Origin of the sequence: Stenotrophomonas sp. CCNWLW162 (assembly GCF_037203745.1) — a bacterium.
Classification (GTDB): Bacteria; Pseudomonadota; Gammaproteobacteria; order Xanthomonadales; family Xanthomonadaceae; genus Stenotrophomonas; species Stenotrophomonas maltophilia_AQ.
In genome coordinates, this window is record NZ_JBBCBL010000002.1 from 312,732 (window position 1) to 338,277 (window position 25,546).

The 25,546-nt window shown below is 64.5% G+C and carries 21 protein-coding genes and 1 pseudogene; 10 read left to right on the forward strand and 12 right to left on the reverse strand.

Going from position 1 to position 25,546, the window contains the following annotated elements; genetic code table 11:
• Nucleotides 1–22: 22 nt before the first annotated feature.
• The 3 genes from V9K93_RS06440 to V9K93_RS06450 form a co-directional block, all read right to left on the reverse strand.
• Nucleotides 23–460, reverse strand: a complete 438-nt coding sequence (locus V9K93_RS06440; RefSeq protein ID WP_337302227.1) for a transposase — start codon at nucleotides 458–460, stop codon at nucleotides 23–25.
• 269 nt (nucleotides 461–729) lie between these two features.
• The gene (locus V9K93_RS06445) at nucleotides 730–1,488 is read right to left on the reverse strand and encodes a winged helix-turn-helix domain-containing protein (protein ID WP_197617743.1); all 759 of its coding nucleotides are present in this window, start codon (nucleotides 1,486–1,488) and stop codon (nucleotides 730–732) included.
• Nucleotides 1,481–2,005: a transposase gene (locus V9K93_RS06450; RefSeq protein WP_337302228.1), complete on the reverse strand. Its 525-nt coding sequence runs from the start codon at nucleotides 2,003–2,005 to the stop codon at nucleotides 1,481–1,483. The genes V9K93_RS06445 and V9K93_RS06450 overlap by 8 nt, the downstream gene beginning before the upstream one ends.
• 269 nt (nucleotides 2,006–2,274) lie before the next feature.
• Here V9K93_RS06450 and V9K93_RS06455 point away from each other — a divergent pair, with 269 nt between their 5' ends.
• Genes V9K93_RS06455 through V9K93_RS06465 form a run of 3 tightly spaced genes read left to right on the forward strand, consistent with a single transcriptional unit; the run spans nucleotide 2,275 to nucleotide 6,721 of the window.
• Nucleotides 2,275–2,841: an RNA polymerase sigma factor gene (locus V9K93_RS06455; protein WP_136638515.1), complete on the forward strand. Its 567-nt coding sequence runs from the start codon at nucleotides 2,275–2,277 to the stop codon at nucleotides 2,839–2,841.
• The gene (locus V9K93_RS06460) at nucleotides 2,838–3,842 is read left to right on the forward strand and encodes a FecR family protein (RefSeq protein WP_337302229.1); all 1,005 of its coding nucleotides are present in this window, start codon (nucleotides 2,838–2,840) and stop codon (nucleotides 3,840–3,842) included. The genes V9K93_RS06455 and V9K93_RS06460 overlap by 4 nt, the downstream gene beginning before the upstream one ends.
• 59 nt (nucleotides 3,843–3,901) lie before the next feature.
• Complete coding sequence (locus V9K93_RS06465; RefSeq protein WP_337302230.1) at nucleotides 3,902–6,721, forward strand: TonB-dependent receptor domain-containing protein; 2,820 nt, start codon at nucleotides 3,902–3,904, stop codon at nucleotides 6,719–6,721.
• Here V9K93_RS06465 and V9K93_RS06470 read toward each other — a convergent pair.
• Nucleotides 6,718–7,335, reverse strand: a complete 618-nt coding sequence (locus tag V9K93_RS06470) for a LysE family translocator (protein WP_337302231.1) — start codon at nucleotides 7,333–7,335, stop codon at nucleotides 6,718–6,720. The two genes, V9K93_RS06465 and V9K93_RS06470, sit on opposite strands and share 4 nt — an antisense overlap.
• Before the next feature lie 374 nt (nucleotides 7,336–7,709).
• Here V9K93_RS06470 and V9K93_RS06475 point away from each other — a divergent pair.
• The 3 genes and pseudogenes from V9K93_RS06475 to V9K93_RS06485 all read left to right on the forward strand — a co-directional run.
• Nucleotides 7,710–7,901: pseudogene (locus V9K93_RS06475) on the forward strand (DUF3011 domain-containing protein); the annotation flags it as partial.
• Nucleotides 7,902–8,176: 275 nt separating this feature from the next.
• Nucleotides 8,177–8,584 (forward strand): Arc family DNA-binding protein, encoded by a 408-nt coding sequence (locus V9K93_RS06480; RefSeq protein ID WP_169050329.1) that lies wholly within the window; start codon nucleotides 8,177–8,179, stop codon nucleotides 8,582–8,584.
• Between the two features lie 36 nt (nucleotides 8,585–8,620).
• Complete coding sequence (locus tag V9K93_RS06485) at nucleotides 8,621–8,950, forward strand: hypothetical protein (protein ID WP_337302232.1); 330 nt, start codon at nucleotides 8,621–8,623, stop codon at nucleotides 8,948–8,950.
• A gap of 375 nt (nucleotides 8,951–9,325) precedes the next feature.
• Here the strand turns inward: V9K93_RS06485 and V9K93_RS06490 are convergent, their stop codons facing one another.
• The 5 genes from V9K93_RS06490 to V9K93_RS06510 form a co-directional block, all read right to left on the reverse strand.
• Entirely contained in the window at nucleotides 9,326–9,592 is a 267-nt protein-coding gene (locus tag V9K93_RS06490) for a hypothetical protein (RefSeq protein ID WP_136638522.1), read from the reverse strand.
• A 127-nt stretch (nucleotides 9,593–9,719) separates the two neighbouring features.
• Nucleotides 9,720–10,601, reverse strand: a complete 882-nt coding sequence (locus tag V9K93_RS06495) for a fimbrial protein (RefSeq protein WP_337302233.1) — start codon at nucleotides 10,599–10,601, stop codon at nucleotides 9,720–9,722.
• Between the two features lie 119 nt (nucleotides 10,602–10,720).
• On the reverse strand, nucleotides 10,721–13,291 hold the full coding sequence (locus V9K93_RS06500; RefSeq protein WP_337302234.1) for a fimbria/pilus outer membrane usher protein: 2,571 nt from the start codon (nucleotides 13,289–13,291) through the stop codon (nucleotides 10,721–10,723).
• Between the two features lie 19 nt (nucleotides 13,292–13,310).
• Nucleotides 13,311–14,087, reverse strand: a complete 777-nt coding sequence (locus V9K93_RS06505) for a fimbrial biogenesis chaperone (RefSeq protein ID WP_136638524.1) — start codon at nucleotides 14,085–14,087, stop codon at nucleotides 13,311–13,313.
• A 176-nt stretch (nucleotides 14,088–14,263) separates the two neighbouring features.
• The gene (locus V9K93_RS06510) at nucleotides 14,264–14,800 is read right to left on the reverse strand and encodes a fimbrial protein (RefSeq protein ID WP_136638525.1); all 537 of its coding nucleotides are present in this window, start codon (nucleotides 14,798–14,800) and stop codon (nucleotides 14,264–14,266) included.
• A 434-nt stretch (nucleotides 14,801–15,234) separates the two neighbouring features.
• Here V9K93_RS06510 and V9K93_RS06515 point away from each other — a divergent pair, with 434 nt between their 5' ends.
• A complete protein-coding gene (locus V9K93_RS06515) occupies nucleotides 15,235–18,573 on the forward strand; it encodes an autotransporter domain-containing protein (protein ID WP_295380446.1) in 3,339 nt (1,112 codons plus the stop codon).
• Nucleotides 18,574–18,646: 73 nt separating this feature from the next.
• Here the strand turns inward: V9K93_RS06515 and cml are convergent, their stop codons facing one another.
• The gene (gene cml / locus V9K93_RS06520) at nucleotides 18,647–19,834 is read right to left on the reverse strand and encodes a CmlA/FloR family chloramphenicol efflux MFS transporter (protein WP_046984790.1); all 1,188 of its coding nucleotides are present in this window, start codon (nucleotides 19,832–19,834) and stop codon (nucleotides 18,647–18,649) included.
• Nucleotides 19,835–20,032: 198 nt separating this feature from the next.
• Nucleotides 20,033–20,938: a LysR substrate-binding domain-containing protein gene (locus V9K93_RS06525; RefSeq protein WP_197617732.1), complete on the reverse strand. Its 906-nt coding sequence runs from the start codon at nucleotides 20,936–20,938 to the stop codon at nucleotides 20,033–20,035.
• A gap of 134 nt (nucleotides 20,939–21,072) precedes the next feature.
• Between V9K93_RS06525 and V9K93_RS06530 the strand changes: the two genes are divergently transcribed.
• The 3 genes from V9K93_RS06530 to V9K93_RS06540 are packed head-to-tail and all read left to right on the forward strand — an operon-like array spanning nucleotide 21,073 to nucleotide 24,721.
• Entirely contained in the window at nucleotides 21,073–22,581 is a 1,509-nt protein-coding gene (locus tag V9K93_RS06530) for an MFS transporter (protein ID WP_337302235.1), read from the forward strand.
• Entirely contained in the window at nucleotides 22,572–23,000 is a 429-nt protein-coding gene (locus V9K93_RS06535) for a hypothetical protein (protein WP_046983397.1), read from the forward strand. The genes V9K93_RS06530 and V9K93_RS06535 overlap by 10 nt, the downstream gene beginning before the upstream one ends.
• 11 nt (nucleotides 23,001–23,011) lie before the next feature.
• Complete coding sequence (locus V9K93_RS06540; RefSeq protein ID WP_337302236.1) at nucleotides 23,012–24,721, forward strand: peptidoglycan D,D-transpeptidase FtsI family protein; 1,710 nt, start codon at nucleotides 23,012–23,014, stop codon at nucleotides 24,719–24,721.
• Between the two features lie 79 nt (nucleotides 24,722–24,800).
• Here V9K93_RS06540 and V9K93_RS06545 read toward each other — a convergent pair whose 3' ends face one another.
• A complete protein-coding gene (locus V9K93_RS06545; RefSeq protein ID WP_006395575.1) occupies nucleotides 24,801–25,253 on the reverse strand; it encodes a PA2169 family four-helix-bundle protein in 453 nt (150 codons plus the stop codon).
• Nucleotides 25,254–25,546: the final 293 nt, after the last annotated feature.

Here is a 25,546-nt window from a genome sequence, read left to right on the forward strand (position 1 = left end):
ATGGCAGCGACGCCGCTTCGCCTCAACGCCCGAAACGGCGCGATGCAGGAACACCGTCGGGCGCCGGGACGTGGCTGTTCGCGCAACGGTGCCGATAGCTTCGATGCTCCTCTATCCGGTCCCGCAATGCTTGTGCCAGCGGTTCATCCGCTGCCAGCGCGTCGATGACGCCTGGCCATATGCCGTTGTCGCTCCAGCGCAGGAACCGGACATAGACACTGCGCCAACTTCCTCTGTCAGGCTTGAGCTCATGCCAGACAACATCGTTGTCGACCACCCACAGCACCTGCTCCACGAAACGGCGGTAATGCCCCTGGTTGCCACGGGCCCTCGTACCCACACTGCCCGGCAGGCGCTCAAGCAGCTGCGACCACTGCACATCCGTCAGCCTGTGCATGCCGACTTCCGTCGCCTGAGGGTCTGCACATGGTGTTTTACCCATCGCTTCATCACCTGCCATCTGCGTGCTGCCCGGCGCCGACGTCGCCTTGATTGGTCAACTCAAAGGTGGCAAGGCGGCATCGGGGCCGGGGAGCCATGTACAGCGACGATCCGATACCGCCCTGCCGGGGTCGGTCCAGGCAATCCGGGGTGCGCCACGATCCATTTCCTTCAAATCCTGTGGCGATCGCCAGTTCCGACATGACCGATGCTATCCATGCACGGGTTGCAGAGTATTGCCGTACGCCTCGAAGATGTGTCGGGGTGTGACAGCCGCACCGGTTCCATCTACACGCCTGGCAGGAAGACATAGCCAATACCCCAGACGGTCCGCAGAAAACGGGGCGCCGCAGTATCCTCACCCAGCTTGCGGCGCAAGCGCGACACCTGCACATCGATGCTGCGGTCCGCCACATCTGCACCTGCGCCCTTCAGACTCTCCAGCAGATAGTCACGTCCCAACGGACGGCCAGGATGGCGCAGGAAGATTCGCAACAGCTGCAGTTCGGTACTGGTCAGCATCACCGGCTGTTCATTGCGACGCAGCTCCATGGTTGCTCCGTTGAGAACAAACGGTCCGAACGATGTACTGCCTGTCGCGCTCCACAGCGCCGTAGCCAGCGTCATGCGCTGCCGCCGCTGCAGCGAACGCAATCGCGCCACGACCTCACGCGGTTCGAACGGTTTTCCAAGGATATCGTCGGCGCCCATCTCCAGACCCATGATGCGATCCGTTGCTTCTCCTCTCGTGCTGAGCAGCAGGATCGGTACCAGGTGCCCATGGGTACGCAATCGATGGCAGATCATCAGGCCTTCGGCGCCCACCTCATCGGAATCGATCAACACGAAGTCATGCGCTGAGCGCTGCAGAAGGCGCTCCAGGTGCGCCCTCTCATGCACGACCTGCACGGAGAAACCGTGATTGCGCAGATAGCTGCGCATGTGCAGCTCGGTCCGTGCCACCAGCAACAGCACACGGCCTGCAGGCGCATCCGCAGCCGGCACGCACGTTTCCCAGTCCAGCGAGGGAGCCGGCAGTTCACGCACGACGGCGCATCACGTCGAGCTCCGCGCCACGGGCCCAGGATCCGGCACTGCCCAACGTAAGCTTCGGCCCCCCCGGCAACGGGCGGACAGCAGCATCGTCATCATCGCTCTGCGCGCGCAGGGGCACTGGCTGCGCGTCGGCTGGCGTCATCGCCGCCGTCGGGGATGGCACGAAGGCAGGTGCTCGGCGCAATCGCCGCTCGCGGGAGCGTTGCTGCTCGTCCAGGCGCCGCTGCAGCGCCTCACACAGCATCGGATTATCTTCGATGACGCGCAGGACGATCGCCCATACGCCGGCATCGCCCCAGCGCTGGAAGCGCATGTAGACGCTGCGCCAGCCACAGGTGGCCGGCTGCAGCTCATGCCACACCAGATCGTTGCCGACCACCCACAGCACTTCGTCGATGAAAGTGCGATAGCGCTGCACGTCGCGCTGCGCGCGAACCCCAAGGATTCCTGGCAGCTGCCTCATCACCTGCTGCCACTGTTCATCACTCAATCTCAGTTGCATCGTCATTGCACTCTTCCATCTGGACTGTTGCATTCGTCGTAGTTCACGGCCACGTAGAAATGCGACCTGGTACCTATAACGACTCAAGGCACACTCCCCCTACCGCTCTTTCATCGGCTATACCCGATCCATTTCCAGCGGCCGGATATGGACAGTCGTGTCCAATCCGGCCCCAAGATGAATGCCCAATCCCCATGCCTTCGCACCCTTCTGGACGTCATCACAGCAGCTGATCTAACGTAGGCCACCGAGTTGTGCGGAGACCGGTTACGTCGATGCGTCAGGACTCCTCCCCCGCGCCGCCAGGAACATCGCCTGATGACGATGACTTCCCGGGGTTTCTCGACCGGCACTACCCCTTGCTGCTGGGCTATCTGCGGCGACGCATGCAGGCTTCCGACGAGGCCGAGGACATCACCCAGGAGAGCTTCGAGCGGCTGATGCGGTACCGTGGGCAACCCGCTGCGGCGCTGAAGCAGCTGCTGTTCCGCATCGCGTTGAACATCCTGGCTGACCGTGGCCGGCGCGAGCTGGTGGCGCAGGCCCAGTCGGGGCAGCTGATGGCCGAGCTCGGTGAAGAGGTGGCACCGGCCAGCGCGATGCCCGACCAGTACGCGTCCCAACAGCAGGAACTGCTGATGGTGCGCGAGGCAATCGGGCGGCTGCCGGAGCTGTGCCGCCGCACCTATCTGCTCAACCGGCTCGATGGCCTGTCCTACCCGCAGATCGCAATGCACCATGGTGTCAGCGTGAAAGCAGTCGAAAAGCAGATGTCCAAGGCCTTGACCCTCATCGATCGCCACCTGAAGGCACGCGGCGCAGAAACGGTACGCTCCCCATGACCTCCATTCATTCCGCCCGCGACGAACGCGACGAACGCGACGACGACGATGTCATCGCTGCCGCTGCCGCCTGGGTGATCCGGCTTGAAGCCGACGACGCCAGCGCAGAGGATCGGGCATCCTTCGAACACTGGTTGCAGCAGTCGACCCTGCATCCAGCACAGTTCGCGCGCGCTCAACGCAGCCACCTGCTGGCCCAGGCACTGGCAGGTGATGAACTGTTGCGCGCCGAGCTGCACAGCGCCCGTCGCGCACCAGTCAGGCAGGCTCGCTGGCGCTGGCCCGCCGGCATTGCTGCGGCACTTGCGGTACTGCTGGTACCGCTGCTGGTCCTGCAGCCCTGGCGCCCGTCCCCCGAGCATTTCGCCACTGCGATCGGCGAGCGACGCGACGTTACCCTTGAGGACGGCAGTCGCTTGGTACTCGACACCGACACCGAGATCAGTGTGCGTTTCACGCACAGCGAGCGGCAGCTGCAACTGCTGCGCGGGCAAGCCCAGTTCACGGTCGGCGCCGATCCGCGACGCCCGCTGGTCGTGACTACCGACGACGTCTGGATCCGCGATATCGGTACTACCTTCCAGGTCCGACGCGCCCCCGATGGCGTGGACGTGGCATTGCTCGATGGCAAAGTCGACATCGGCCACAAAGGGAGCTCCACCGCCCAGGCATCGCTCACCCCCGGGCAGCAGGCGCGCGTCGATCCACAGGGACGAATCCAGATCGGCAACACCAACAACGATGCCCTGCATGCCTGGACGCAGGGGGCCCTGCTGGTCGAGCGGCAGCGCCTTGACCGGGTGTTGGCCGAGATGAACCGCTACCGCACCCAGCCACTGCGCCTGGCCGACACTGCCGACGGCACGCTACTGATCAGCGGGCGGTTCAACGTACAGGACCAGCAAGCTTTCCTCGCCGCACTGGACGCAGGCTGGTCACTGACGGCCCGCCCTGGCGACCACAACGAGATCGTCCTGTACCGACGCCGCCAGTCCAACTAGCCCCCCATGCATTCTGTGCCCAGCCCGCCTCGCGCGACGCCAGCTCTCCACACCCGCCCATGACCCTGCCCCTGCACCGGCTCCCCCTGCTGCTCGGCCTGCCGTTGCTCGCCTGTAGCGTGCCCATGCATGCGCTGGCGGCTACGGCCACCACCGCCGCATCACTGGCCATTGCCCCCGGACCATTGGAAGCGGCGTTGCAGGAGTTCCTCGCCCGCAGCTCGGTGAAGTTGAACCTACTGTACTCGCCGGCACTGCTCGCGCATCGGCGCAGCAACGGCGTGGCAGCCGATGCTTCTCCCCGTGAGGGACTGGCCCAGCTGCTCGGCGGCAGCGGCCTCACCGCACTGGAAATCAGCCCCAACACCTATCTGCTGCGAGTCGCACAATTGCCGCGCCAGCGGGAAGCCGAGGCAACGCCGCGCACCTCCGAACTCGATGCCGTACAGGTCACCGGCAGCCGCATCCCGCGAACATCGCTGCAGAGCAGTGCACCGCTGTCAGTCATCACCGCCGAACAGATCCGGGCCAGTGGCAGCACTTCGGTATTCGACGTACTGCGCCGCTGGCCGGGCATGAACGCCTATCACCCTTGGGATGTGTCGACCAACTTCGGCAATTCACCGACGACCCCGCTTGCACTGTCTTCGACCACCGGCCTGCTGGCCCTTGGCCCGCAGGCCACCCTGTTCCTGATCGATGGCATGCGCACGACCAGCTTCGGCCTGACCACCGCGGGCTTCGGCAGCATCGTCCCGCTCGACAGCATTCCGCTGGGGATGATTGATCGCATCGAGATCGTCAGCGGCAGTGCATCAGCGGTCTACGGCTCCGATGCGATGGCCGGTGTGATCAACATCGTGCTAAAGCGTGACTATCAGGGCGCGGAAATCAGCACGTACGCCGGCATGTCCTCCCGCGGTGATGCCGCACGCCATGGCCTCGCCGCCAGCCTCGGTGGGACGATGGACAGCGGGGCGCAGTGGACATTGGCATTCGATCGTAGGCGCGACGACGGCCTGCTTGGCAGCAGGCGTAGCTGGGCCACGGTAGACCAGCGTGCAGCTGGCCTGGATGATCAACGATTCGCATTGGCGGCGATCAACAGCTCCGGTGTAAAACGGCCCGCAGATTGCGTCGGGAATGATGTCAGCCCCAGCGGCCAGCGCTGCAGCCTGGATCCCCCCCGCTACACCCGCCTGGTGCCGGCCAGCGAGTCGACAGCCGCGATGGCCACCTATCGGCAACCTCTGGGCGAGCGCACTGAACTGGGTGCGACCCTGCGCATGGCCGAGGCCCGCACCTACGCACAATACGCACCGGCGAAGGTGCTGCTGGTCAATGACGCGCAGCCGGCGCGGCAGCACGTATTCTTCGATACCGGCCCGATCTACCTCGATTCGGACATGCACGATGCCGATCTGCTGGTGACCCTGCGTGGTGGTGGATCCCGCTGGAGCTGGAACAGTGCCGTCTTCCACCACAGCAATACCGTGATCAATCGTGCCAGCGGCATCGTCGACCTGCCGGTGGCCGGCTATGAGGAGCAACAGCTGATCGACCTGGGCTACGCCCTCGGCGGCGGACCCCACACAGCCCCCCTGCCCGGTTTCGGTGCGGAAAACCGGCTTCGTGGCCGCTATCGTGCCGAAGGTCTCAGCGCCGATATCGGCGGTCCGCTCCTGCAGCTCGCCCACGGCCCGGTCGAGGCACGCACGGGTATCGAACTACGTCACGAGCATCTTGGATTCGCTACGGACCTGTCCGCCAACCGCACCGGCTACTCAAGCTACGCGGCATATCTGGGCGGCAACCCGGCTCCTTTCAACATCCAGGCGCTCCGCTTGTCCCAGTTTGGCGAACTCGCCATCCCCTTTGCGCGCGGTGCGGTGCTGGACCTGGCCTGGCGCGCGGACCGCGATCCCCGCTTCGGCACCTCGTTCACGCCGCGTGCCGGCATCACGTGGGCGCCGCTGGAGGAATTGACCCTGCGCGCTTCCTATGGCGCCGGGTATCGCGTTCCCACTCTGTATGAGGAGCGTGCACCCAGCGTGCTTCCCCCGTTGGCCGGCAACGCACTGGGCCTGCCCGCCACGCCTGGACTGGAACCCTGCAAGCTCGACACCAGTACGGTGCCGACCTGCATTCTGGCGTTCCAGCCCACCCGCAGCACTTCACTGCGCCCGGAGCGCTCGCGCAGCCTGACACTCGGCCTGCAATGGTCACCGTCGACAGCCCTGGATCTGGAGATCAATCACTACCGGATTCACCGTCTCGATGAAATCGTTCCCCACGTTGACGCGAGTGATACAGCCTCGTTGATCCGCGATGCCAACGGCATCCTCACCGGAATCCGTTTCTACCTCGCCAATCAGGGCCGATCACGGGTGAGCGGCTGGCAGGGACAGGGCACCTGGCGCCTGGATGGCCCAGCCATGAACCAATGGCAGATCCGCCTGCAGGCGGACTATCTCGAGACGCTCCGGCGTGACATACCGTCGGCACCGCCACGTGGCAACCTGGCCGGTGACAAAACGCCACGATTACACGCATCCATGGAGCTCGATTGGCGCAGGGCCGCATGGAACCTGCGCCTGACCGTGCGCCATCGCAGCGGCTTGACGGCGCCATGGACCTACGTTGAAGACTCGCCAGAGCTGGTACTGGCCCGCAAGCTCCAACGTGATCTTCCTGCCATGACCACCCTCGATCTGGGCATCGGCTACGAGCCCAGCGAGCGATTGACCCTGGCATTGCAGATGTTCAATGCGACCGATCGCACGCCGAAGAACTACAACGGCAGCCCGTTGGGCTATACCGTGGCCGACGACGATCCCATTGGCCGCTACCTCCAGTTCAGCGCCACACAGCGCTTCTAGCGCTGCCCGCGTGCTGTCGCCAGCACCAGGCCGAAGGCCACCAGCAGGCCGCCAAATACGCGATCGATCCAGTGGCGTACCGCCAGCAATCGATCACGCACCCGCCGCGTGGAAAAGAACAACGCCACCGCCGAGAACCAAGCGATGTGCAGTGCGGCGATGAACACGCCATAGCCGATCTGCACATGCAGCGGCGTGTCCTGCCGGATCACCTGCATGAACAGGCTGACGATGAAAATCGTCGTCTTCGGATTCAGCAGGTTGGTCAGAAAGCCGACCCGTAGTGCGCCCAGGTCCGAGAGCGGCGCGACCTCTGCGGCCGCCAGATCACCTGCAGGCTTCGCACGAAGCATCCTGATACCCAGGTAGATCAGATACACCGCGCCGGCCAGCTTGATTGCATTGAACAACCAGATGGACTGGCGGATCAGCACCCCGACCCCCAGAAGCGTGTAACTCACATGCACAAGCACGGCCAGGCCGATACCCAGCGCCGTGATGACACCTGCCCGGCGTGACAGCAGCAGGCTGTTGCGCGACACCATCGCAAAATCCGGGCCCGGGCTGATCGTCGCCAGGAGGGCAATGGTGAGTACAGCGAGCAACTCGGGCATGGCGCCTCCAAGGATTGAATGCGCAACCACTGTAACCGAAGCCAGCCTGGATCCCGTTCTTCAGCACAGGAAACCCCATGTCACAAAGTGGATTTTTCTACTTTCATATCCATGTCCTTGAATCCCGACTTTATGGATGGATGCCCGCTATGAATGGGCGCCCGCATCTATGCGAATAATCCAGGCCACCTCACTGGAATCACGACATGTCCCGTACAAAGTCCCTTCCCGCGATCATCTGCGCTCTCTCCAGCGCCCTGCTGCTCTCAGCGTGCGCCGCCATTCCGGGCTACGACCCGAGCTACGACCAGAGTGGCTACGGCCATAGCCGAGATGACTACTATGTGCCGGCTCCGGCTACGGTGCCGATCGAAGATGGTTCGGGCGTGGTCCGTTGCGAATCCATCAAGGGGCGCAGCCAGGATTGCCGCGTCAACGGACGCGCGCGCCTGATCCGCCAACTGTCGAATACACCGTGCGAGGAAGGCAAAACATGGGGCAAGGGCCGAAATGGCGTATGGGTGACCGGGGGCTGCCGGGCCGAGTTTGTTGGCGAAGGCCGGCGCCGCCATCACTGAGCTGCCTTGCCCGCACGCTGCATCCATCGCAACAGGCACTTTGTGACATCCACAACAACGACCGCACGATTGGAAACATGCCTCGGGTTCCAGCAGAATCCCTGCACGGCGTGCCCCACGTACATGTCCCATCATCGTCACGGGATGCCAGCACGAGACATGGCCAGCCATAGCTGGTGCAGTCAGTACCAGATCAACCCATCCGCCATGCCGGCTCCTCCCAGCGGGCCGGCATGGCTGCGCACCATGCACCATCCGTTCCCATGAAGAAATACATGATTCCCTTCACTCTCCGGTTCCCTTCCGATCTTCGTGATCGCCTCGACTTCGCCGCACGCAGCGGCGGTCGATCACTGAATTCAGAGATCATCGCGCGACTGGAGGAGAGCTTCGGCGATGTCTGCGATCGTATCGGCAAGGCGCGACTGCAGGAAATCACCGAAGTCGAGGCTGCCTTGGCCACCAGCCGAGAGTTCATCGCCATGCACACCCACTTCCTGTGTGACACCGCGCTCAACGGAGCAGAACGCAGGCAGATCGAAGCACGTCTACTGCGCAGCGAAGACCGGGTACGCCGCCTGGATGCTCTCCTTGCGTATCTGCATCGCGACGTCGAAGGCATGCGCCGCCTCGATCAGGCACTCGGTCCTCGCACCTCACCAGCTGACTGAGCAGAGCTCTCCCTGAATCCTTCCTTCTGCATCATCATGCCGTCCTCCCCCTCTCCAGCAGGCGACCGCGTCCTGCGGGTACGTCCCTATCTCCCCGGCCTGATCAGCGCCGTCGGCATGGCCGCGCTCGTCTATACGCTCGACGCCCAGTTTCCCTTGCCGCCGGAACCGCATTTCACTGTTCACGTGGTCACTGTGCATCAGGCGCACCTGCTGCGCCCGGGCGCGCTCGCCACTACAGTCATCAGCGCCGCTGTCGTACTGCTGGTCGCACGTATCAGTCGGCTTCACAGGATCGGCACCGCATTGGTCACACTGCTGGCGAGCCTGCTTTCCCTGGCAGCCTCAACCCTGGCCATGGGCTGAGCGAAGCTCACTCAGGGCCCCCTGCATCGCGGTTGCCTGACATCTGCGCCGATGCAGCTTTTCGGTCAACGCTCCTGGCTCCAACGAGCCCATCCGGTCAGAGCTGCTGAACAGCCGCCGTTGATTCCAGAGCGTGATCGTGCGCGCAGATTTGGCGCAGGCGCCGCCGGATAATTGCGCCGCCTTGGATCGGGGCTGGGTGGAATCCCCAACGCCGGTCCAGCGGGGGGAGCTTCCCGCCGCAGGGAGGCCCGCGACGGGATGTACATGCACAGTGCGTTGCCCCAAAAGCAGAATTAGAAATAGCCCTCGATACATCAGCCCGATCACGAATACGTGCGAAACAGCCCTGCCCGACGTTCGCTGCCAGGAATCTCAGGCAAGACGCAATCCCACCTCTTCCAGCGAGTCGCAGCCATGTACAAGGCCCGGTTTTCCACGCTTCTGTTGTGCGCTTTGGGACCAGCATCGGCGGGACACGCCGCAGATGGGATCATCCACTTCCAGGGCGCCATCGTCGAGCCCGCGTCCTGCCTGCCGCAGCTTCAACCAAGGATGGCCCCATTCCGCATCTGGTGCGATGCGGAACGCGCCCAGGCTGCGGGCAAGCCTGCTGATCGCTTTCGTCTCAGCGCTCGGCACGTGAGGGTCCAGACACGTCCGGTCGTATTGAAGACCGACGTGCCCGGCAGGCGCGACGTACAGGGATACGAGGTGACCCTAGCGTACCTGTAACATCGGCGCTGCCCAGGCCGTCTCCAAGCGAGCGTTACTTGTAACTCAACGTGACGGTGGCCCGGCCATTGGCCTGGCCACCGCCAACGGCGCTCGCGACCTGGTAGTAGCGTGCCTTGAACGGCACCACGTAATCGCCATCCTTCGACTGGCCCAACTGCTTTGGCTGGCCGAACGCCACAGGCTGGCCAGCACTGTCGAGCACCTGGATGCCTACGCCCGACGCCGTTCCCGTGCCGGTGTCGATGCCCAGAACACCTGGCGTGCTGGACGCATCCGGCGTCGCATCCATGGTCAGTGAAACCATGTTCTCGATGCCATTGGGCGATGCCTGGCAATTGACTACGACCTGGAAGTCTTTGCTGGCCGTGGTACTGCCCACGCCACGGAATCGATTGCGGAATTCCTGCCCGAGATTGACGGTCTGGTTGCGAGAGCCAACGGCTACCTGGCACGAAGGGGCAAGAATGCGGATGTCGCCAATCTGTGCCATCACGAGTCGCTTGGTAGCGTCCGCCCCCTGCTGGATACGTCCCACGGGAACGGAAGAAACAGGGCCATTTCCAACACGATCGGCTGTCTTGATGATCTCCAGCTGGAACATCCAGTTCCACTGAGCAAAGCGTCCTGCTTGCGAACCTGGTCCAATAACAATGGTCCTGCTGCCCGGAAACAGAGTACTGGTCCAACCCGAATCGACCAGAGAAAGCCGGTAGCCGATGCCCGGAACGTTTGTGGAAAAAACGTCGCTCCTTCCTGCTACCGGGTCTCCCCACAGAACTACGTTCTCAAACGTAATCGACCCACCAGAAGGGCCGCAATACCACACATCTCCGGTACCCGCACTCCCACGGTATGTTTTCACGACAGCCCCCACAGGAAGATTCTGCGGCACCAGAACCAGGCCCATATCCATTCTGAGAGGTGTTGTGACAGGCCAAGGTGGAAACTGACACCAAGCCAGGGCGACGCTCGGAGCCGCACTGGCCAAGGCCCCAACGAGGATCAGTTGGATGAGACGTACAGGATTGTTCTTCACAGGCAATTCTCTTCATGGTTTCGGATCGGCGACGGGTGCTCTTGCTGCGGCAACGCATACTTCAGCGTGCACTGCGCAGATTCACTTCTGCCCCAGATCACCTTCAGCGTGCCGGCCTCCGGCGCGCCGGTCACGTAGGCCTGGCCCTCCGGCCCAACGACTCCGACTTCCTGTCCAGCTTCGTTCTCGATACGCGATCCGAACGGCAGTGGTCGACCGTCGGCGCCCTTGAGTACCAGCATCAGTCGATAGCCAACCGCGGTTTCGAAGTGCGCCCGCACCACCGCTCCGCGCGTGGGAACAACATCCATCGCTGCATTGCGCACCTCGACCTTGTCGCCCAGATCCTGCGTGTTCAGCGCCACGCGATTGGTTCGATAGGGCGTGACATTGGGCAGCACGGCACTGCCCTTGCCATCGGTGCGCACACCAGACTGGGACTCGATGCCCACGCCCTCGGCCTGCGGCGCACGTACCAGTGCGATGGTTTCGCCCAAGGGCTGCGACAGGGTGATGCCCTCGCCATGCATGACCAAGCCACCGGCCACGCCCAGGTTGGTCTGGCCATAGCCGTTGCCCTGGCTGTGGCCGAGGTCGACGCGCCCGTACTGGCCCTTGTAGCTGAGATTGCCGCTGCCACTGGTACCGCCCTGGTTGGCCCGGTCCAGGGTCACGCCATAGGTCATCCGGTGATCGTCGAAGGCACTGCCGAACACGCTGGCCTGGTGCGCGGTCCTGCCGCTGCTGTCGTGCGAAGCCGTATACATCGCCGAACTGCTGCTGCGCCCCAATGGGAGCGAGAGGGTCAGCATCACCTGCCTGTTGGCCGAGCCATACAGGTTCGAATACTGGTTGTAGAACAGGTTGTAGGTCAGGCGCTGGTAGCTTCCCGAATACCCCAACTGGATCAGCCGCTCCTTGCGATCGCTGCCCCAGTAGGTCTGCTGCCGCGCCGAACCGTAGAGGGTTCCCCACCGGCCCAGTGACTGCGAAACCTCCAGGCGCAGCTCGTTGCGGCGGTTGGCGAAGGGCAATCCATTCTCCTGCGCGTACAGCATGCCCACCGCTTCGGGGAAGGTACGGTAGCCGCTGGTGGAGTAGCGATAGCCCGCCATGCGGAAGGTGGTGCCGGTTTCCTCCAGCGACTTCGCATACAGGAAACGCAACGACTGTCCATTGAAGGAGTGGCCGCTGTCGCCTCGGCTTCGCGCGTGGGTCAGGTCCACCGACACAGCGCCGAAGCCCCGCATGTTCTTGCCGAACCCGACCATGGCTGCCTGGTACCTGCCCGCCAGCGTGGTACCGCCATACAGCGAGAACTCGTTGGCCAGGCCCCGGGCCAGCGTGCCCTGGAAGAAGTAGGGTTGCGGCTGGCTGCCTTCGAAGCGGCCGTACCCCTGGCGATACTGGCCGCCGGTGGCGCTGTAGCGCCATGTTCCCTCGCGCAGCAGCGTGGGCACAGCGGAATAGGCTTGGGTGTACTTCGTTTCCCTGCCATCGGCTTCGGTAATGGTGACCTGCAGGTCTCCACCGGACGAGGTCGGATACAGGTCATCCAGCACGAAGGCACCTGGCGCCACGTATGTGTTGTAGATGATGTAGCCGTTCTGGTGCACGGTGACGCGCGCATTGGTCTGCGCGACGCCACGCACGGTCGGTGCGTAGCCACGCAGGCTGTCGGGCAGCATGGATTCATCCGATGAGATCTGCGCGCCGCGGAACTGGAAGCCGTCGAACAGGTCACCGGGGGTGAATCCGTCGCCCAGCAGCAGCTGCCCGTTGATCGATTTCAGGTCGCGCTGGGCGAAGGTCTGAACCGCATCCCAGCGGCTCTCCCCCATCACGTCGCGGTTGTAGGTCGTGTAGTTGCGGAACCGCCAGTCGCCCAGGTTGAAGCCTCCGCGCAGACTGCCAAATACAGCGTCACGGCGTGGCTTCTTCTCTTCGTAGGGCTCGCCGAAGGCGCCGGCCATGAAGCTCCTGCGGTCGCCATCGCGGGGGTTGGATCCCGAGTTGTTTGCGACGTTGAGCTGGTAGTCCAGCATCGCGGCGTTGATACCCCGATCCCATTTCGAGGGATCCACCGCACCGCGCGCCGACCTGACCAGCGCTGCCTGCGGAATGCTCACAGTCAGTTGCTGGCGACCTGCGTCGTAGTTCACCGCAGCCTCGGGAATCACCGCCCCCAGATCGACGCAGCCACCTTCCGATTGCGCAGCGATACCCGGGAAGGCGGCGACATTCACACCCCAGGACGACAGCATGCCCGCGGTCAGGCAAGGCACGGCATCACGCTTGCCTTCCACGGTATTGAACCGCAGTTGCGATTGCCCCAGGCGGACGTCGTTGCGCATCACATCCACCAGGTAATCACCGGGGAGCACTTGGTTGCCGAATGAGAACAGCGACAGATCAGCACCCTGCTGGTCACCACCGATTTCCAGAAAGCCTTCGTTGAAGACACTGGGCGGAGGCGACTGGGCATGACTCAGCTGCGAGGACAGCGCCAGCGCCAGGATGGACATCGCCTGCCCGCTCATGCGCGACGGAATGGAGACACGACTCACGGCGTTCACCTTCGGAGAATCAGGGCGTGGAAGAAACCGGCACCGGCTGCGGCAGCACCGCCACCGGAACATCGGAAGCCGGCGCGGTGACGGCCTCTTCGACGGTTTCGCCGCCGTAGTCATTGATCGTGGTAAAGCGCAGGCCAAGCGCCTGGGCGACCCGGATGGACTTCAACGGAACCACCAGTTCACCCAGGGGCGGAACCATGTCCGGATTGATCTCTTCCTTCCCCTCTCCCACCTTGAGCAGAGTGAAGGTGACGTTGTACGGCGTCGGATTGGCAATCTTCAGTACAGCGCCACCACCCGCGGCCGTCGACACGGCCCACTTGAGCTTGCTGCGCGCCTGCGACGCGTCACCACCGCGCAGTGCGGCCGGCCGGTAGAACACCTTGATGCGGCTGCGGACGGCCACCTGCAGGACGTTCTCTTCCTCGGCGCGTTCGGGAATTTCCTTGACGTTCAACCAGAACACCGATTCGCGATCCGACGGCAGCTGATCGCCCGTACGTACGATGCGCAGAATGTTCTCCATACCCGGATCGAGCCGCGACAATGGCGGGGTCACCAGGAAAGGCGTCTTGTTCCTGCCCTCGCCCGCGTCGATCCATGCCTGCACCACGAACGGCGCGTTGGCTTCGTTCTTCATCGAGATCGACGCCTCGCGGCTGCCTTCGTTGATGATGACGCGCGTACCGCCCAGCATGATCGCTGCAGAGGCCGGTACTGCAACAGCGAATAGACAGGCGGCCAGCACCAGGCCGCTGAGTTGCGGGAATAGACGCTTGGAAAACATGGAGGTCTCTCGGATATTCGGAAATGCAGCGGCCAGGGCAGCACCGCGAGGGCACCGCCTGAACGGAAAAATGTGTAGTGAAGGTCGGGTGGCGGGCAGGCCGCTGTTGCAGCAAGGCGCCCGATCCCGTACTCGATGCCGGTACCCGGCCTGGACCGGGTACCGACAGCCGGCGATTACTTGTAGGCGACGGTGAACTGTGCCATCGCGTTACCACGGCCCACGGTGACAGCCGGGCCGGTGGACATGTAATTGGCCTGGAACTGCAGAGCGTTGTCGCCCTGTGCCAGGGTGTAGTTGCCCGACGCCTGGCCGACCGGGATCTGCTTGCCCGACGAGTCGGCCACCTGGATGCCCACGCCGGTGGCAAAGCTGCCGTCCACTTCACCCACGCCCACGCGCAGCAGGTTCTTGTTGAGGGCGTCGGCCGGGGCCGCAAAGGTCACCGTCGCGCCCTTGGCGGTGGCGCCACAACCCAGCAGGTCGATGGCGAACTTGGCGGGGGCCGACACCTTGCCGGCAGCGCCGTCCAGCGTGGTACGGGAGACCTTGCCCAGCGGCACGGTCAGGTTCTGGCTCTGGGGAGCGATCGAGCACGGCGCGTCCACGATTTCGCCGATGAAGTTGACAGTGCCGTCGGCAGCGAAGGCGCTCTGCGACAGCAGACCGGTGACTGCAACGGCGGTGAGCTTGGCGATGATCAGATTGCGCATGGTGATATTTACCTATGAATGATGGGCAGGCACGGAGGCCCGGTTCTAATACGCCGGACGCAAGCATCGCGCCGACCCACGCATGGTAATCAGAATCTGTGACGTGAGTCTATTTTTTCCTTTAAAATCATGAAGTTATGACATGAATAACAATACGTTTAATGTCACAAACAGTATTTTCATCGCCCACGCTTCATGCACGCCAGGACGTTATCCGGAACATGTTTTTATTCACGTGATCGACACTCTGCAGGACGTCGCCATGCAGCGATAGGTACCTGCCCATCCACAGAAAGATCTGCAGCTACAAGCGCGCTCCGGTCTGGCACTTCGCTTCTCTGACACCTTCACTGTCTCCTCCTCGAAGCACTGGGGGTGATCGCGCTATGAATCCGTTAACAGCGTGGTTGACCGTCAACCAAGGAAGTTGTCCGATGAATCACCCGCTGCACAGCCGCCTCACCCTTGCCGTGGCCAGTTCCCTGCTGCTGGCCACTGCATCGCCCGCCATGGCCAACGAGTCACTCGATGCCTGGCAGCAACAGCGCCAGTTGCAGGCGGCCTGGGCGCAACCGGCCAGCACGGCCAGCACCGCGAACCTGTCGGCGCCGGTGTCGTCCGCCGCAACCAGCAGCACGTCGATCCTCGGCAACCCGGGCGATGCGGCCAGCTGGCGCAGTGATGAATTCAACGCCGACTGGGGTCTGGCCGCGACCAACGCGGACCATGCCTACGCGCGAGGCCTGACCGGTACCGGCATCCGCCTGGGCGTGTTCGACAGCGGCACCGGCTTGGACCATCCGGAGTTTTCCGGAAAGAATCATCGCAGCCTCCGTCTGGCCGATGTGTTGGCCGATGGCAGCCTATGCGGCAGAGAGGTACTTGCCGGCCCGGATGCCTGCTTCGTCAGCGACGGCGATCAGGTCGCCATCGATTACACCCTCATTGATCCGGCCTACAAGAACCTGCTCAATCGCAACGGCTTCTTCGAGGGTCCGAGCTACAACGTGCATGGGACCCACGTATCCGGCACCATCGCCGCCAACCGCGATGGCAATGGAATGCACGGCGTCGCGTTCGGCGCTGACCTCACCGTAGCCCGCCTGTTTGCCAACAGCGTGAACTACCTGACCGTCGTCGAGCGGGATGGCGGACTGTACCTGGACAGTAAATCGGTTGCCGGGCTGGGAGCCTCCGATTCGGTCTTCCCGCAGCTGTACGCACAGCTCAACGAACAGCACGTACGCGCAGTCAACCACAGTTGGGGCCTGACCAACGAACCGGACACCGCCGAGAAACTCGACTTCTATCTGTCGCATCCGGATCTTGCAGACAGCCTCGGCGCGATAGCAGAAGGCTCACGTGCCCGCGGCCTGATCCAGGTATGGGCTGCGGGAAACACCGACTCGGTCAATCCCTCACCAGAGCAGGCGCCGATAGCAGGCATGTACGCATCGATGCCACGCGCCTTCACTGACATCGAGCCGTACTGGTTGGCCGTAGTCAACGTCAACCAGGCCCTGGAGCTGAGCAATCGCTCGATGCGCTGCGGCCTGGCCGCAAACTGGTGCCTGGCCGCGCCTGGTTCGAATATCAATTCGACCGTCTATGGCAAAGATTCGGTCATTGATGCCAGTCCCCGCGAGGACAATGGCAATGTGATCCTCGAGGTCTCCGGTCAGGCCCCAACTTATGCCTATGGGAACCTGAGCGGCACCTCCATGGCGGCACCCCATGTAACCGGCGCACTGGGCCTGCTGTTCGAGCGCTTCCCCTATCTGGACAGCGCGCAGGTCCGCGACGTGCTGTTGACCACCGCGCGCGATCTTGGCGCACCAGGCATCGATGAGATCTATGGCTGGGGCCTGATGGACCTGCGCAAGGCCATTGAAGGCTACGGCTCGCTGCGCGTGGATACCAACGTGGTGATGAACCAGAAGGCCGGCGGCCTGAAAGTGTGGGAAGGCGACGCCTGGGATGACTGGACCAACGACATCGGGGGCCCCGGCAAGCTGACCAAATCCGGTATCGGCTGGCTGCGCCTGAGCGGCGACAACAGCTTCAACGGCGCGGTGCTGCGTGAAGGCACGCTGGAGTTGAACGGTGCCAACACGCTCACCTCGGCTGTCGAAGTACAGGGTGGCCAGTTCCTGCTCAACGGCAGCCTGGTCTCCACCGCACTGACCACCACCGGTGGCGTCAGCACCGTCAGTGCCAGTGGCGTCCTGAAGGACAGCAACCTGACCGTCAACGGTGGCGTGGTGTCCTTCAACGGCACCCAGACCGGCGGCACCACCACGGTCGGTGCGAACGGCCTGTTGAAGGGCATCGGCACGCTGGGCAACACACATGTGGACGGCACCATCGCCCCGGGCAACTCGATCGGCACGCTGACCATCAATGGCAACTACGTGCAGGGCGCGACCGGCGTCTATGCCGCCGAGCTTGCCCCCGGCGGCCGCAGCGACCAGCTGCACGTCACCGGCAGCGCCACCCTTGGCGGCACCCTGGTCGCACTGCCGGAGCCTGGCACCTACTACCTGGGTGAGCAGTTCAACTTCATCCGCGCCGACGGTGGCGTCAGCGGCCAGTTCGCGAAAACCGACTTCAGCGCGTTCTCGCCGTTCCTGCAGTTCAGCCTGGCCTATGCTGCCAACGGCGCCCGCATCGACGTGGCACGCGGCGCCTCGCTGGCCAGTGCTGCCACCACGCCGAACCAACGCGCGGTGGCGACCAGCGCCGATGGCCTGGCGATCAACCAGGGCCTGCCCAAGCCGCTGACCCAGCTGTTCCCGCAACAGGTCGGTGGCGTGCTTGACGGCCTCAGCGGCGAACTGCATCCGGCCACGGCACTGGCCCTGGTCGAGGGCAGCCGCTACGTGCGTGATGCCGCGCTGTCGCGCCGTGCCGGTACCACCGCACCAGGTGCCGACGCGGGCGATGCCACCGGCGCCTGGGTGCAGGCACTCGGCGGCAACAGCAAGCTGGATGGCAACAGCAACACCGCCCGCACCGAAGCCAACAGCAACGGCCTGCTGGTCGGCATCGATCGCGAGTTTTCCGGCTGGCAGGTCGGTGTGCTGGCCGGTACCGGCCGTACCGACGTGAAGCAGCAGGAGCGTCGTGCCAAGTCGAAGATCGACAACACGCACTTCGGCGCCTACGCCAGCCACAACTGGGGTGGATTCGGCCTGCGCGGTGGTGTGGCCTGGAGCAAGCACGAGGTGAAGAGCACGCGCGACGTGGCGTTCGCTGGCTTCAGCGACAGCCTGAGCGCACGCTACGACGCCCGCACCCGCCAGGCCTTCATCGAAGCCGGTTACCGCTTCGGTGGTCCGGAAGCCGGACTGGAGCCGTACCTGCAGGTGGCGCGCGTGGAAGTGGACCTCAAGCGCATCAACGAACGCGGTGGTGCGGCCTCCCTTCAGGGCAAGGTGGATGACACCGCAACCACGATCGCCACCGCCGGTGTGCGCTTCGACAAGGGACTGAAGGCCTCGTTCCAGCAGGACAGCTGGCTGCACCTGCGCGGTGGCGTAGGCTACCGCCGCGCATCTGGCGACCGCAGCCAGGTGGCCAATCTGGCCTTCGCCAACAGCAGCAGCACCTTCGCGGTCCAGGGCGCACCGATCGCCGACAACGCCGTGGTGGCCGAGCTGGGCCTGTCGGCATGGCTGACCCCGCGGCAGCAGCTGGAGCTGGGTTACAGCGGCCAGTTCGGCAGTGAAAGCCGCGACCATGGCGCCAACGCACGCTGGTCGGTCCGCTTCTAGTTCCAGGCACGTGTTCTCTTGACAGGTTGGGGCGGCCTCGCGGCCGCCCCCTTTTTTTGTCCGCCGCCAGCCGCTATGTACCACACGGCAGGCAGCTTGCAGCCAGCAGGCTGGCCAGTGGCAACAGCAGCCCATAGGCCACCAGCGGCCACACCGTGTCTCCCGGCAGCAGCACGGTAGCCAACGTCCCTGCGCCGGCGACGATCACGCTCTGCAGGGCATAGTAGAGCGCCACCGCCATCCCGGAGGCATCGGCGAAATCACGCAATGCACCGTTGGCAGCCACCGATACCACCATCACCAGGCCCACCGCGATGGCCCACATCGGCAGCACCACGCTGGCGAATGACGGTGGCCATAGCGTCGCCAGTGCCATCAGCAACGCCCCGCCGATCATCACCCACAGCCCACGCAGGAAGGTCCCGCGCACCTGCCAGCGGGCGATCAGCCTCTTCGCCAGGCGCGCGCTGAAAATCATCATCAGCGCCACCGTTGCGAACGCCAGGCTGAAGGACAGTGGCGAGTACTGCATGCGTCCAACCAGGATGCGGGGAGCGATCGAGAAGAACACGAAGAAGGTGCCCATGCCCGCACTGAAACCCAGCGTGTACACCCAGAATCCACCGCTGCGGAGGATGCGCTGCAGCACCGGGCCTGGCGCGTCGCTGCGCGGCGGGCGGGTCTCCTGCCAATGGCGTTGCGCGCGCAGGCCCGCGATCAGGCCGAGCACGCCCAGCAATGCGAAGATTGCACGCCAGCCGAATGCGCCTGCCACCAACGCACCAAGGATCGGACCGAGCGCGGGCACGAAGGCCAGCATCGAGGCGAACAACCCATACAGGGAAGCACCCTCCGGCGTATCGGCATATACATCACGCACGGTGGCGAAGGTCGCCACCAGCGCAGCCGATGCACCGACCGCCTGCACGGTTCGCCAGGCCAGGAACGCCGCGCCGCTGCTGGACGCCGCCAGCGCCAACGACGCGGCGGTGAACAGCAACGCGCCCAGTAACAACACCGGCCGTCGCCCGATGCGATCGGACAGTGGACCGAACACCAGCTGGCCCACGCCGAGCACCAGCAGGTAGGCACCGAGCGTCAGCTGCACCAGCACCGGCGAGGTGCCCAGCGCGCGTGGCATTGCAGGAACCACAGGCAGGTAGATATCCATGGCCAGCGAGGCCAGGAGATCGAAGGGGGCCATCAGCACGATGGCCGACGGCAGGGAATGGGCCCAACGTGGGGCCTGTCGATTGAACATGGGAAGTCTCCGCCCAGAGTGAATCCGGCGGTGGTCCATCCACTTCGCGTGCATCGCAGGGATGATCACCGCAACAACGTCTGCATCGTTGTTGCGGCTCAGCGAACTGTCTGCGGACCGTTCCCGTTGTTCATGGCGCCATCGAATACCTGTACAGGTGGCGCAAGTGTAGCAACCACCGGCAAGCGGCAGCAGCGGTCAGCCCAGCGGCAGCATGTCGATGCGCCTGCATGGCGTCTGTTTCACCTGTTCGATCAGGCGCCGCACCACCGGCGAGCTCTCGGCCTGGCGGTACTGCACGGCAATGGTCGAAACGATGGTCGGGCCGGCCAGCGGCAGATAGACCATGCCCGGCAGCACCAGCGTGCGTTGCAGCACCGATGGCACGATCGCCACCGAACCGACGCCGACGGAAACCTCGGCCAGCACCGCTGCCAGATGGCCGGGCTGCGAACGGATGCGTGGAATGAAGCCGCCCCGTCGCGCGACCTCCATCGCGCCTGCCGGCTGTTCCGGCATCACGAACCCTTCCCTGGCCAGCGCCGCCGGTTGCACCGGACTCCCCGCCTGCGCCAGCGGATGGATTTCCGGCAGGGCCACGCAGAACTGGTCCTCGACCAGGGTGTGTTCACCGAAACTGTCGGGCACATCCATCGGCGGCCGGCAGAACACCACGTCCACCCGGCCTTGCTGCAGCAGCTCCGGCAGCACGCCCATCGGCCATTCGCTCACCTGCAGGTCAACGCCGGGATAGCGGTCGCGGAACCGGCTCAGCTGGTCCTGCAGCGCGCCGGCATACAACGCCGAACCCACATAACCGATCTCGATCTTGCCGATCTCGCCGCGGCCAGCCCGCCGGCCCACGGTTTCGGCCTGCTCGAACCGGCGCAGCACGTCACGTGCTTCGGCCAGGAACACCTCGCCGGCCGAGGTCAGCGCCGCCTCCCGGCGTCCGCGCTCGAACAGGCGGGTCCCGAGCCGGCGCTCGATGTCCTGGATCTGCACGCTCAGGGTCGGCGTGGCGATCCCCAGGCGCAACGCCGCACGGCCGAAGTGCAACTCCTCGGCCAAGGTGACGAAGTACTCCAGGTGACGACGTTCCATGGGCGACGCTTCGTTAGGCAAAACCTAACGTACCGGGAAAACACCGAGAATGAAACAAACACTGATCGCTGCTGGAATGCCTGTCCTCTCCCTCCTGCGAGCGACCGGTGCCATCCTCCCCCACCCTTTCCCCTGTGACACGCAGGCTGCCCGACTGGATCCTGCTGGTGGCCTCGCTGGGCTGCACGATGACCGTGCTGGAGACCAATGCAGTGGCGGTCGCGCTGCCCGGCATCGCGCGTGACCTGCATGCCGGGTTCGCGGATATCGAGTGGGTGATCAGCGCCTACATCCTGTCCTTCACTTCGCTGCTGCTGCCGGCCGGTGCCATCGCCGACCGTTGCGGCCGCCGCCGCGTGCTGCTGATCGGCATCACCGTGTTCGCCCTCACCTCATTGCTGTGCGCGTTGGCGCCGACCGCATCATCACTCTATCTCGCGCGGGCGCTGCAGGGCGTGGGTGCCGCATTCCTGTTGGCGCCATCGCTGTCGATCATCGGCCACACCTTCCACGAGGGGGCCGCCAAGGACAACGCGTGGGCATTCTGGGGCACGGCCATGGGCATGATGATGGTGCTCTCGCCGTTGATCGGTGGCGTACTGTCCACGCTATGGGGCTGGCGCGCGGTGTTCATCGCGATCCTGCCGTTCCTCGCCCTGCTCGGCTACGGCGCGCTGCGCTGGATACCGGAATCCTCCGACAGCGTGCTCCGCCCGCTCGACCCGCCCGGCATCGCCACCTTCAGCCTGGCGATCTTCGGCATCGTACTGTTCCTGGTGGAAGGCCTGGCGCAGGGCTGGGGCGCTGCAACGGCGTTGACCGGGCTGGCCCTGGCCTTCGCCATGGGGACCGCCTTCGTCATCGTTGAGCGGGCACGGCCGCATCCCATGGTGGACCTCGGGCTGCTGGCCAGCCCGCGCTTCGTCGGCGCGCTCATCGCCATGGTCGGCTATTCGGTCAGCGCCCAGGTGATGGCCTCGATGCTGCCGCAGTATCTGCAGAATGGCATGGGGCTGGGCGCGTTGGCCGCCGGTGTCGGCATGCTGCCCTTCGCTGCGGCGATGCTGCTGTTCCCTGCGATCGGCCGGCGGCTGGGCCGCCACCTGACGAGCCCGGCCGTGCTGGCCATCGGCCTGTCGATCACCGCCGTCGGCAACGCCGTGGCCGGCCTCGCCGCGTGGCAGCAGCAACCATGGCTGGCATTGCTCGCGATGATCGTGATCGGTGCCGGTGGGGGCATCCTCAATGGCGAGACCTCCAAGGCCATCATCGGTGCGGCACCGCGCGACCGCGCCGGCATGGCCTCCGGCATCAGCGCCACCACGCGTTTCGTCGGCATCCTGCTGGGCTTCACCATCCTTTCCAGCGCACTGAGCCTGGGCATCCGCACCGCGTTGACGGCGGCGGTGCCACCCGGCGACGTGCGGCCGATGGCCGATGCGATCGCCACCGGTACATTCGCTGGCTCACACACCGCGACGTTCGCACAGGCGATCTACAGCCACGGCTTCGCCAGCGCCCTGTGGACCTCGGCCATCGCCGCAGCGCTGGCCAGCCTAGCGGTGGCACTGCTGGGACGCCCACAGCAGAGCCCCGCAGCACGCACCTCTGCTTCACGCCGGGAGCCACACACATGCGACTGAACCTTCCGCTGATCCTGCTTCTGATCGCACTGCCGGCCACCGATGCGCTGGCGGTGCCAGCCCCGCCCCTCGGTACACCGCCGCGCGATGCACTGCTCAAGCAGATCGACATGGGCATGGCCAATGCCCTGGCGTGGGAATACGCGTTCAACGCCGTTGCATCCTGCGATGTCGCGCGGCTGGACCGTGCGCTGCGCGAGCGGCATGGCAGCCACCCCTTGCAGATCCAACCGATGCTGGACGCCGGCTACACCGCAACCTATCGCTCGGCCGAGCCCTATCCCCGCCTGCAGGACCGGCTGGCGGCACTGCGCGATGCCGAAATCACCTGCATGGCCATTGCCAACAGTCGCAGCCATGCCAGCGTCGTCGACAGCGCCGCTGCGCTGCTGGCGTACATCGCCGATCAGCCGCTGTAGCGACGCGATCGATGTCCAGCGGCGTACGCAACAGGAGCCTTTCCCCACGTGCAGCACGCGGCCATGATTTCCGTCGCCGCTACCGCCTGACCTGCGCAGCACTGGTCGCGATGGGCGGCCTGCTGCTGGCACGCGCGGCCGATGTACAGATCATCCACCATCGTTTCTACCTGCGCCAGGCCGAAGCGCGGATGCTTCGGCACCATCCCCTGCGTGCCCATCGCGGCACGCTCTACGACCGCCATGGCACCGTCATCGCCGGATCAGCGCCGGTGGCTTCGCTGTGGATCGACCCCAGCGAATTCTTCGATGCATCAGGGTCGGTCGAAGCACTGGCAACGGCACTGGACGCTGATGCCGCCGCGCTGGTCCGCCTGCTCGCGCGCGATCGAAAGCGGCGCTTCGTCTACCTGCCCGGCTTCCGCCGGGGTGATCCAACGACCTTGGAAGCGCTGCTCGCCAAGGCTCCCACCGGAGTGCACCTGCAGCGAGAGTTCAAGCGCTTCTATCCGCAGTCGGATCTGTTCGCGCAGGTCATCGGCATCACCGATATCGAAGGCCATGGCGTGGAAGGCCTGGAACGGATGTTCGAGACGCGATTGGCCGGCCGGGCGGGCTACCGCGACGTCATCATCGACCGCAAGGGCCGCCCCGTGGAGCTGCGCGACCGCGGCCGTCCTGCGCGCGCCGGCGAGGACATCGTGTTGTCGCTCGACAGCCGCATGCAGTACACCCTCCATGCAGGCCTGGGACCGGCGGCCCAACGCCACGGCGCTGCGGCCGCCAGCGTGGTCGTGCTGGAAGTCGGTAGTGGCCAGGTCCTGGCGATGGTCAACTGGCCCACGTACAACAACAACAATCCCGGCGCGGGGCCCATCAACGCCCGCCGCAACCGCGCCGTCACCGATGTATTCGAGCCCGGCAGCACGGTGAAGCCATTCACGGTGGCTGCGGCGCTCGATGCCGGCGTGATCACCACAACCAGCTCGTTCAACACCCACCCCGGCTGGATCCGCAACGGACGTTTCACCACTCGGGACTACCGTGACCTGGGTGTACTGGATACCACCGAGGTACTGAAGAAGAGTTCAAACGTCGGCATCTCGTTGATCTCACGTCGCCTCAGCAACGACCAGCTCCACGACATGTTCGCGGCCTTGGGGGCCGGGCACCCGACCGGTAGCGGCTTTCCCGGAGAGCGCAGCGGTACGCTGGCCGATACGCACGCGTGGAGCGGAACCAGCAAGCAGACCATGGCCTATGGCTACGGTCTGTCGATGACCACGCTGCAGCTGGCCAATGCCTACGCCACGCTGGCCAACCACGGCATGCGCGTGCAACCAACGTTCGAGCTCGGGCAGTCACCGGCCCGCACACGGGCAATTCCTGCACATGTTGCCGAGCAGGTGCTGTCGATGCTGGCAACCACCTCCGGGCCGGGCGGCACTGCGACCCGTGCCCGCATCATCGGCTACCCGATCGCAGGGAAAACCGGCACCGCGCGCAAGGCCAGTGCCGGCGGCTATGCACGCCGCTATACATCGCTGTTCGCCGGCCTCGTTCCCGCGGACCATCCGCGCTATGCAGTCGCCGTGGTCGTTGACGATCCGGATGCGCGGCTGGGGGGCTATGGTGGCGGCGCCGTCGCTGCACCGATCTTCAGCGAGCTGATCGGCCGCGTGTTGCATCTGACGGACATCGCACCTGAAACGCGGGATTGAGGCGCCTGCTGCAAAGATGGCCGGAGCGGCAATGCCGCTCCAGCCGTGGCGGCCCCGGGGAGAAGGCCGCCAGAGAGCGTCAGGCCGCCTTCATGGCGTGCTTGCGGGCGCGCATGACGTTGTGGCATTCCTGAACTTCCGGAAGTAGCTGGGTGACTTCCTGGCGCACGGCCGGCGGCAGCTCGTTGTCCTTCAGCACGTCCTTGAACGCACCAAGCAGGCGATCTTCGGATTCTTCCAGTTCGGCCACATAGCCATAATTGGTGTCGCCAAACGCGGCGCGTACCTTGCCGTAGAACTGCTGCATTGAACCGACCATGGTGCCGTGCTCGGCAGGCTTGCCGCCGCTGGCAGCAACCGAGCTGCTCAAGGCCGAGACGATACGACCCTTGACACCGGCGATACGGGTGAACAATGCCGACAGCTCGGCATCCTTCACCTTGGTCGCGGCTTCTTCATAGAACGACTTGCCGTCGCGGGCGATCTCGATCAGGTCGTTGAGGCGATGTTCAATGGTGGACTGGGTGCTCATGGAGTCGCTCCTGTGTGCTCGAAAATCTGTGGGGAATGGCAGCGCGATTGCGTTGCCTTCGACCCCACTGTGGCGGGTGTGGCGTGGCTGTCGGGTGAGTACCGATTGATGTGCACATCACCACGTTCAACGCGCGCTGACTTCTTCATGCGCAGGCGCATTTCCGTTCACGGAAAACAAGCGAACCGACGTCGATTCACCAGGGCGCGATGATGATGATCAACGCAACCAGCAGCACGATGGCCAGTACAAGCAGCAGCACATGCCTCTGCCGCCAACTGGGTTTGGGCTTT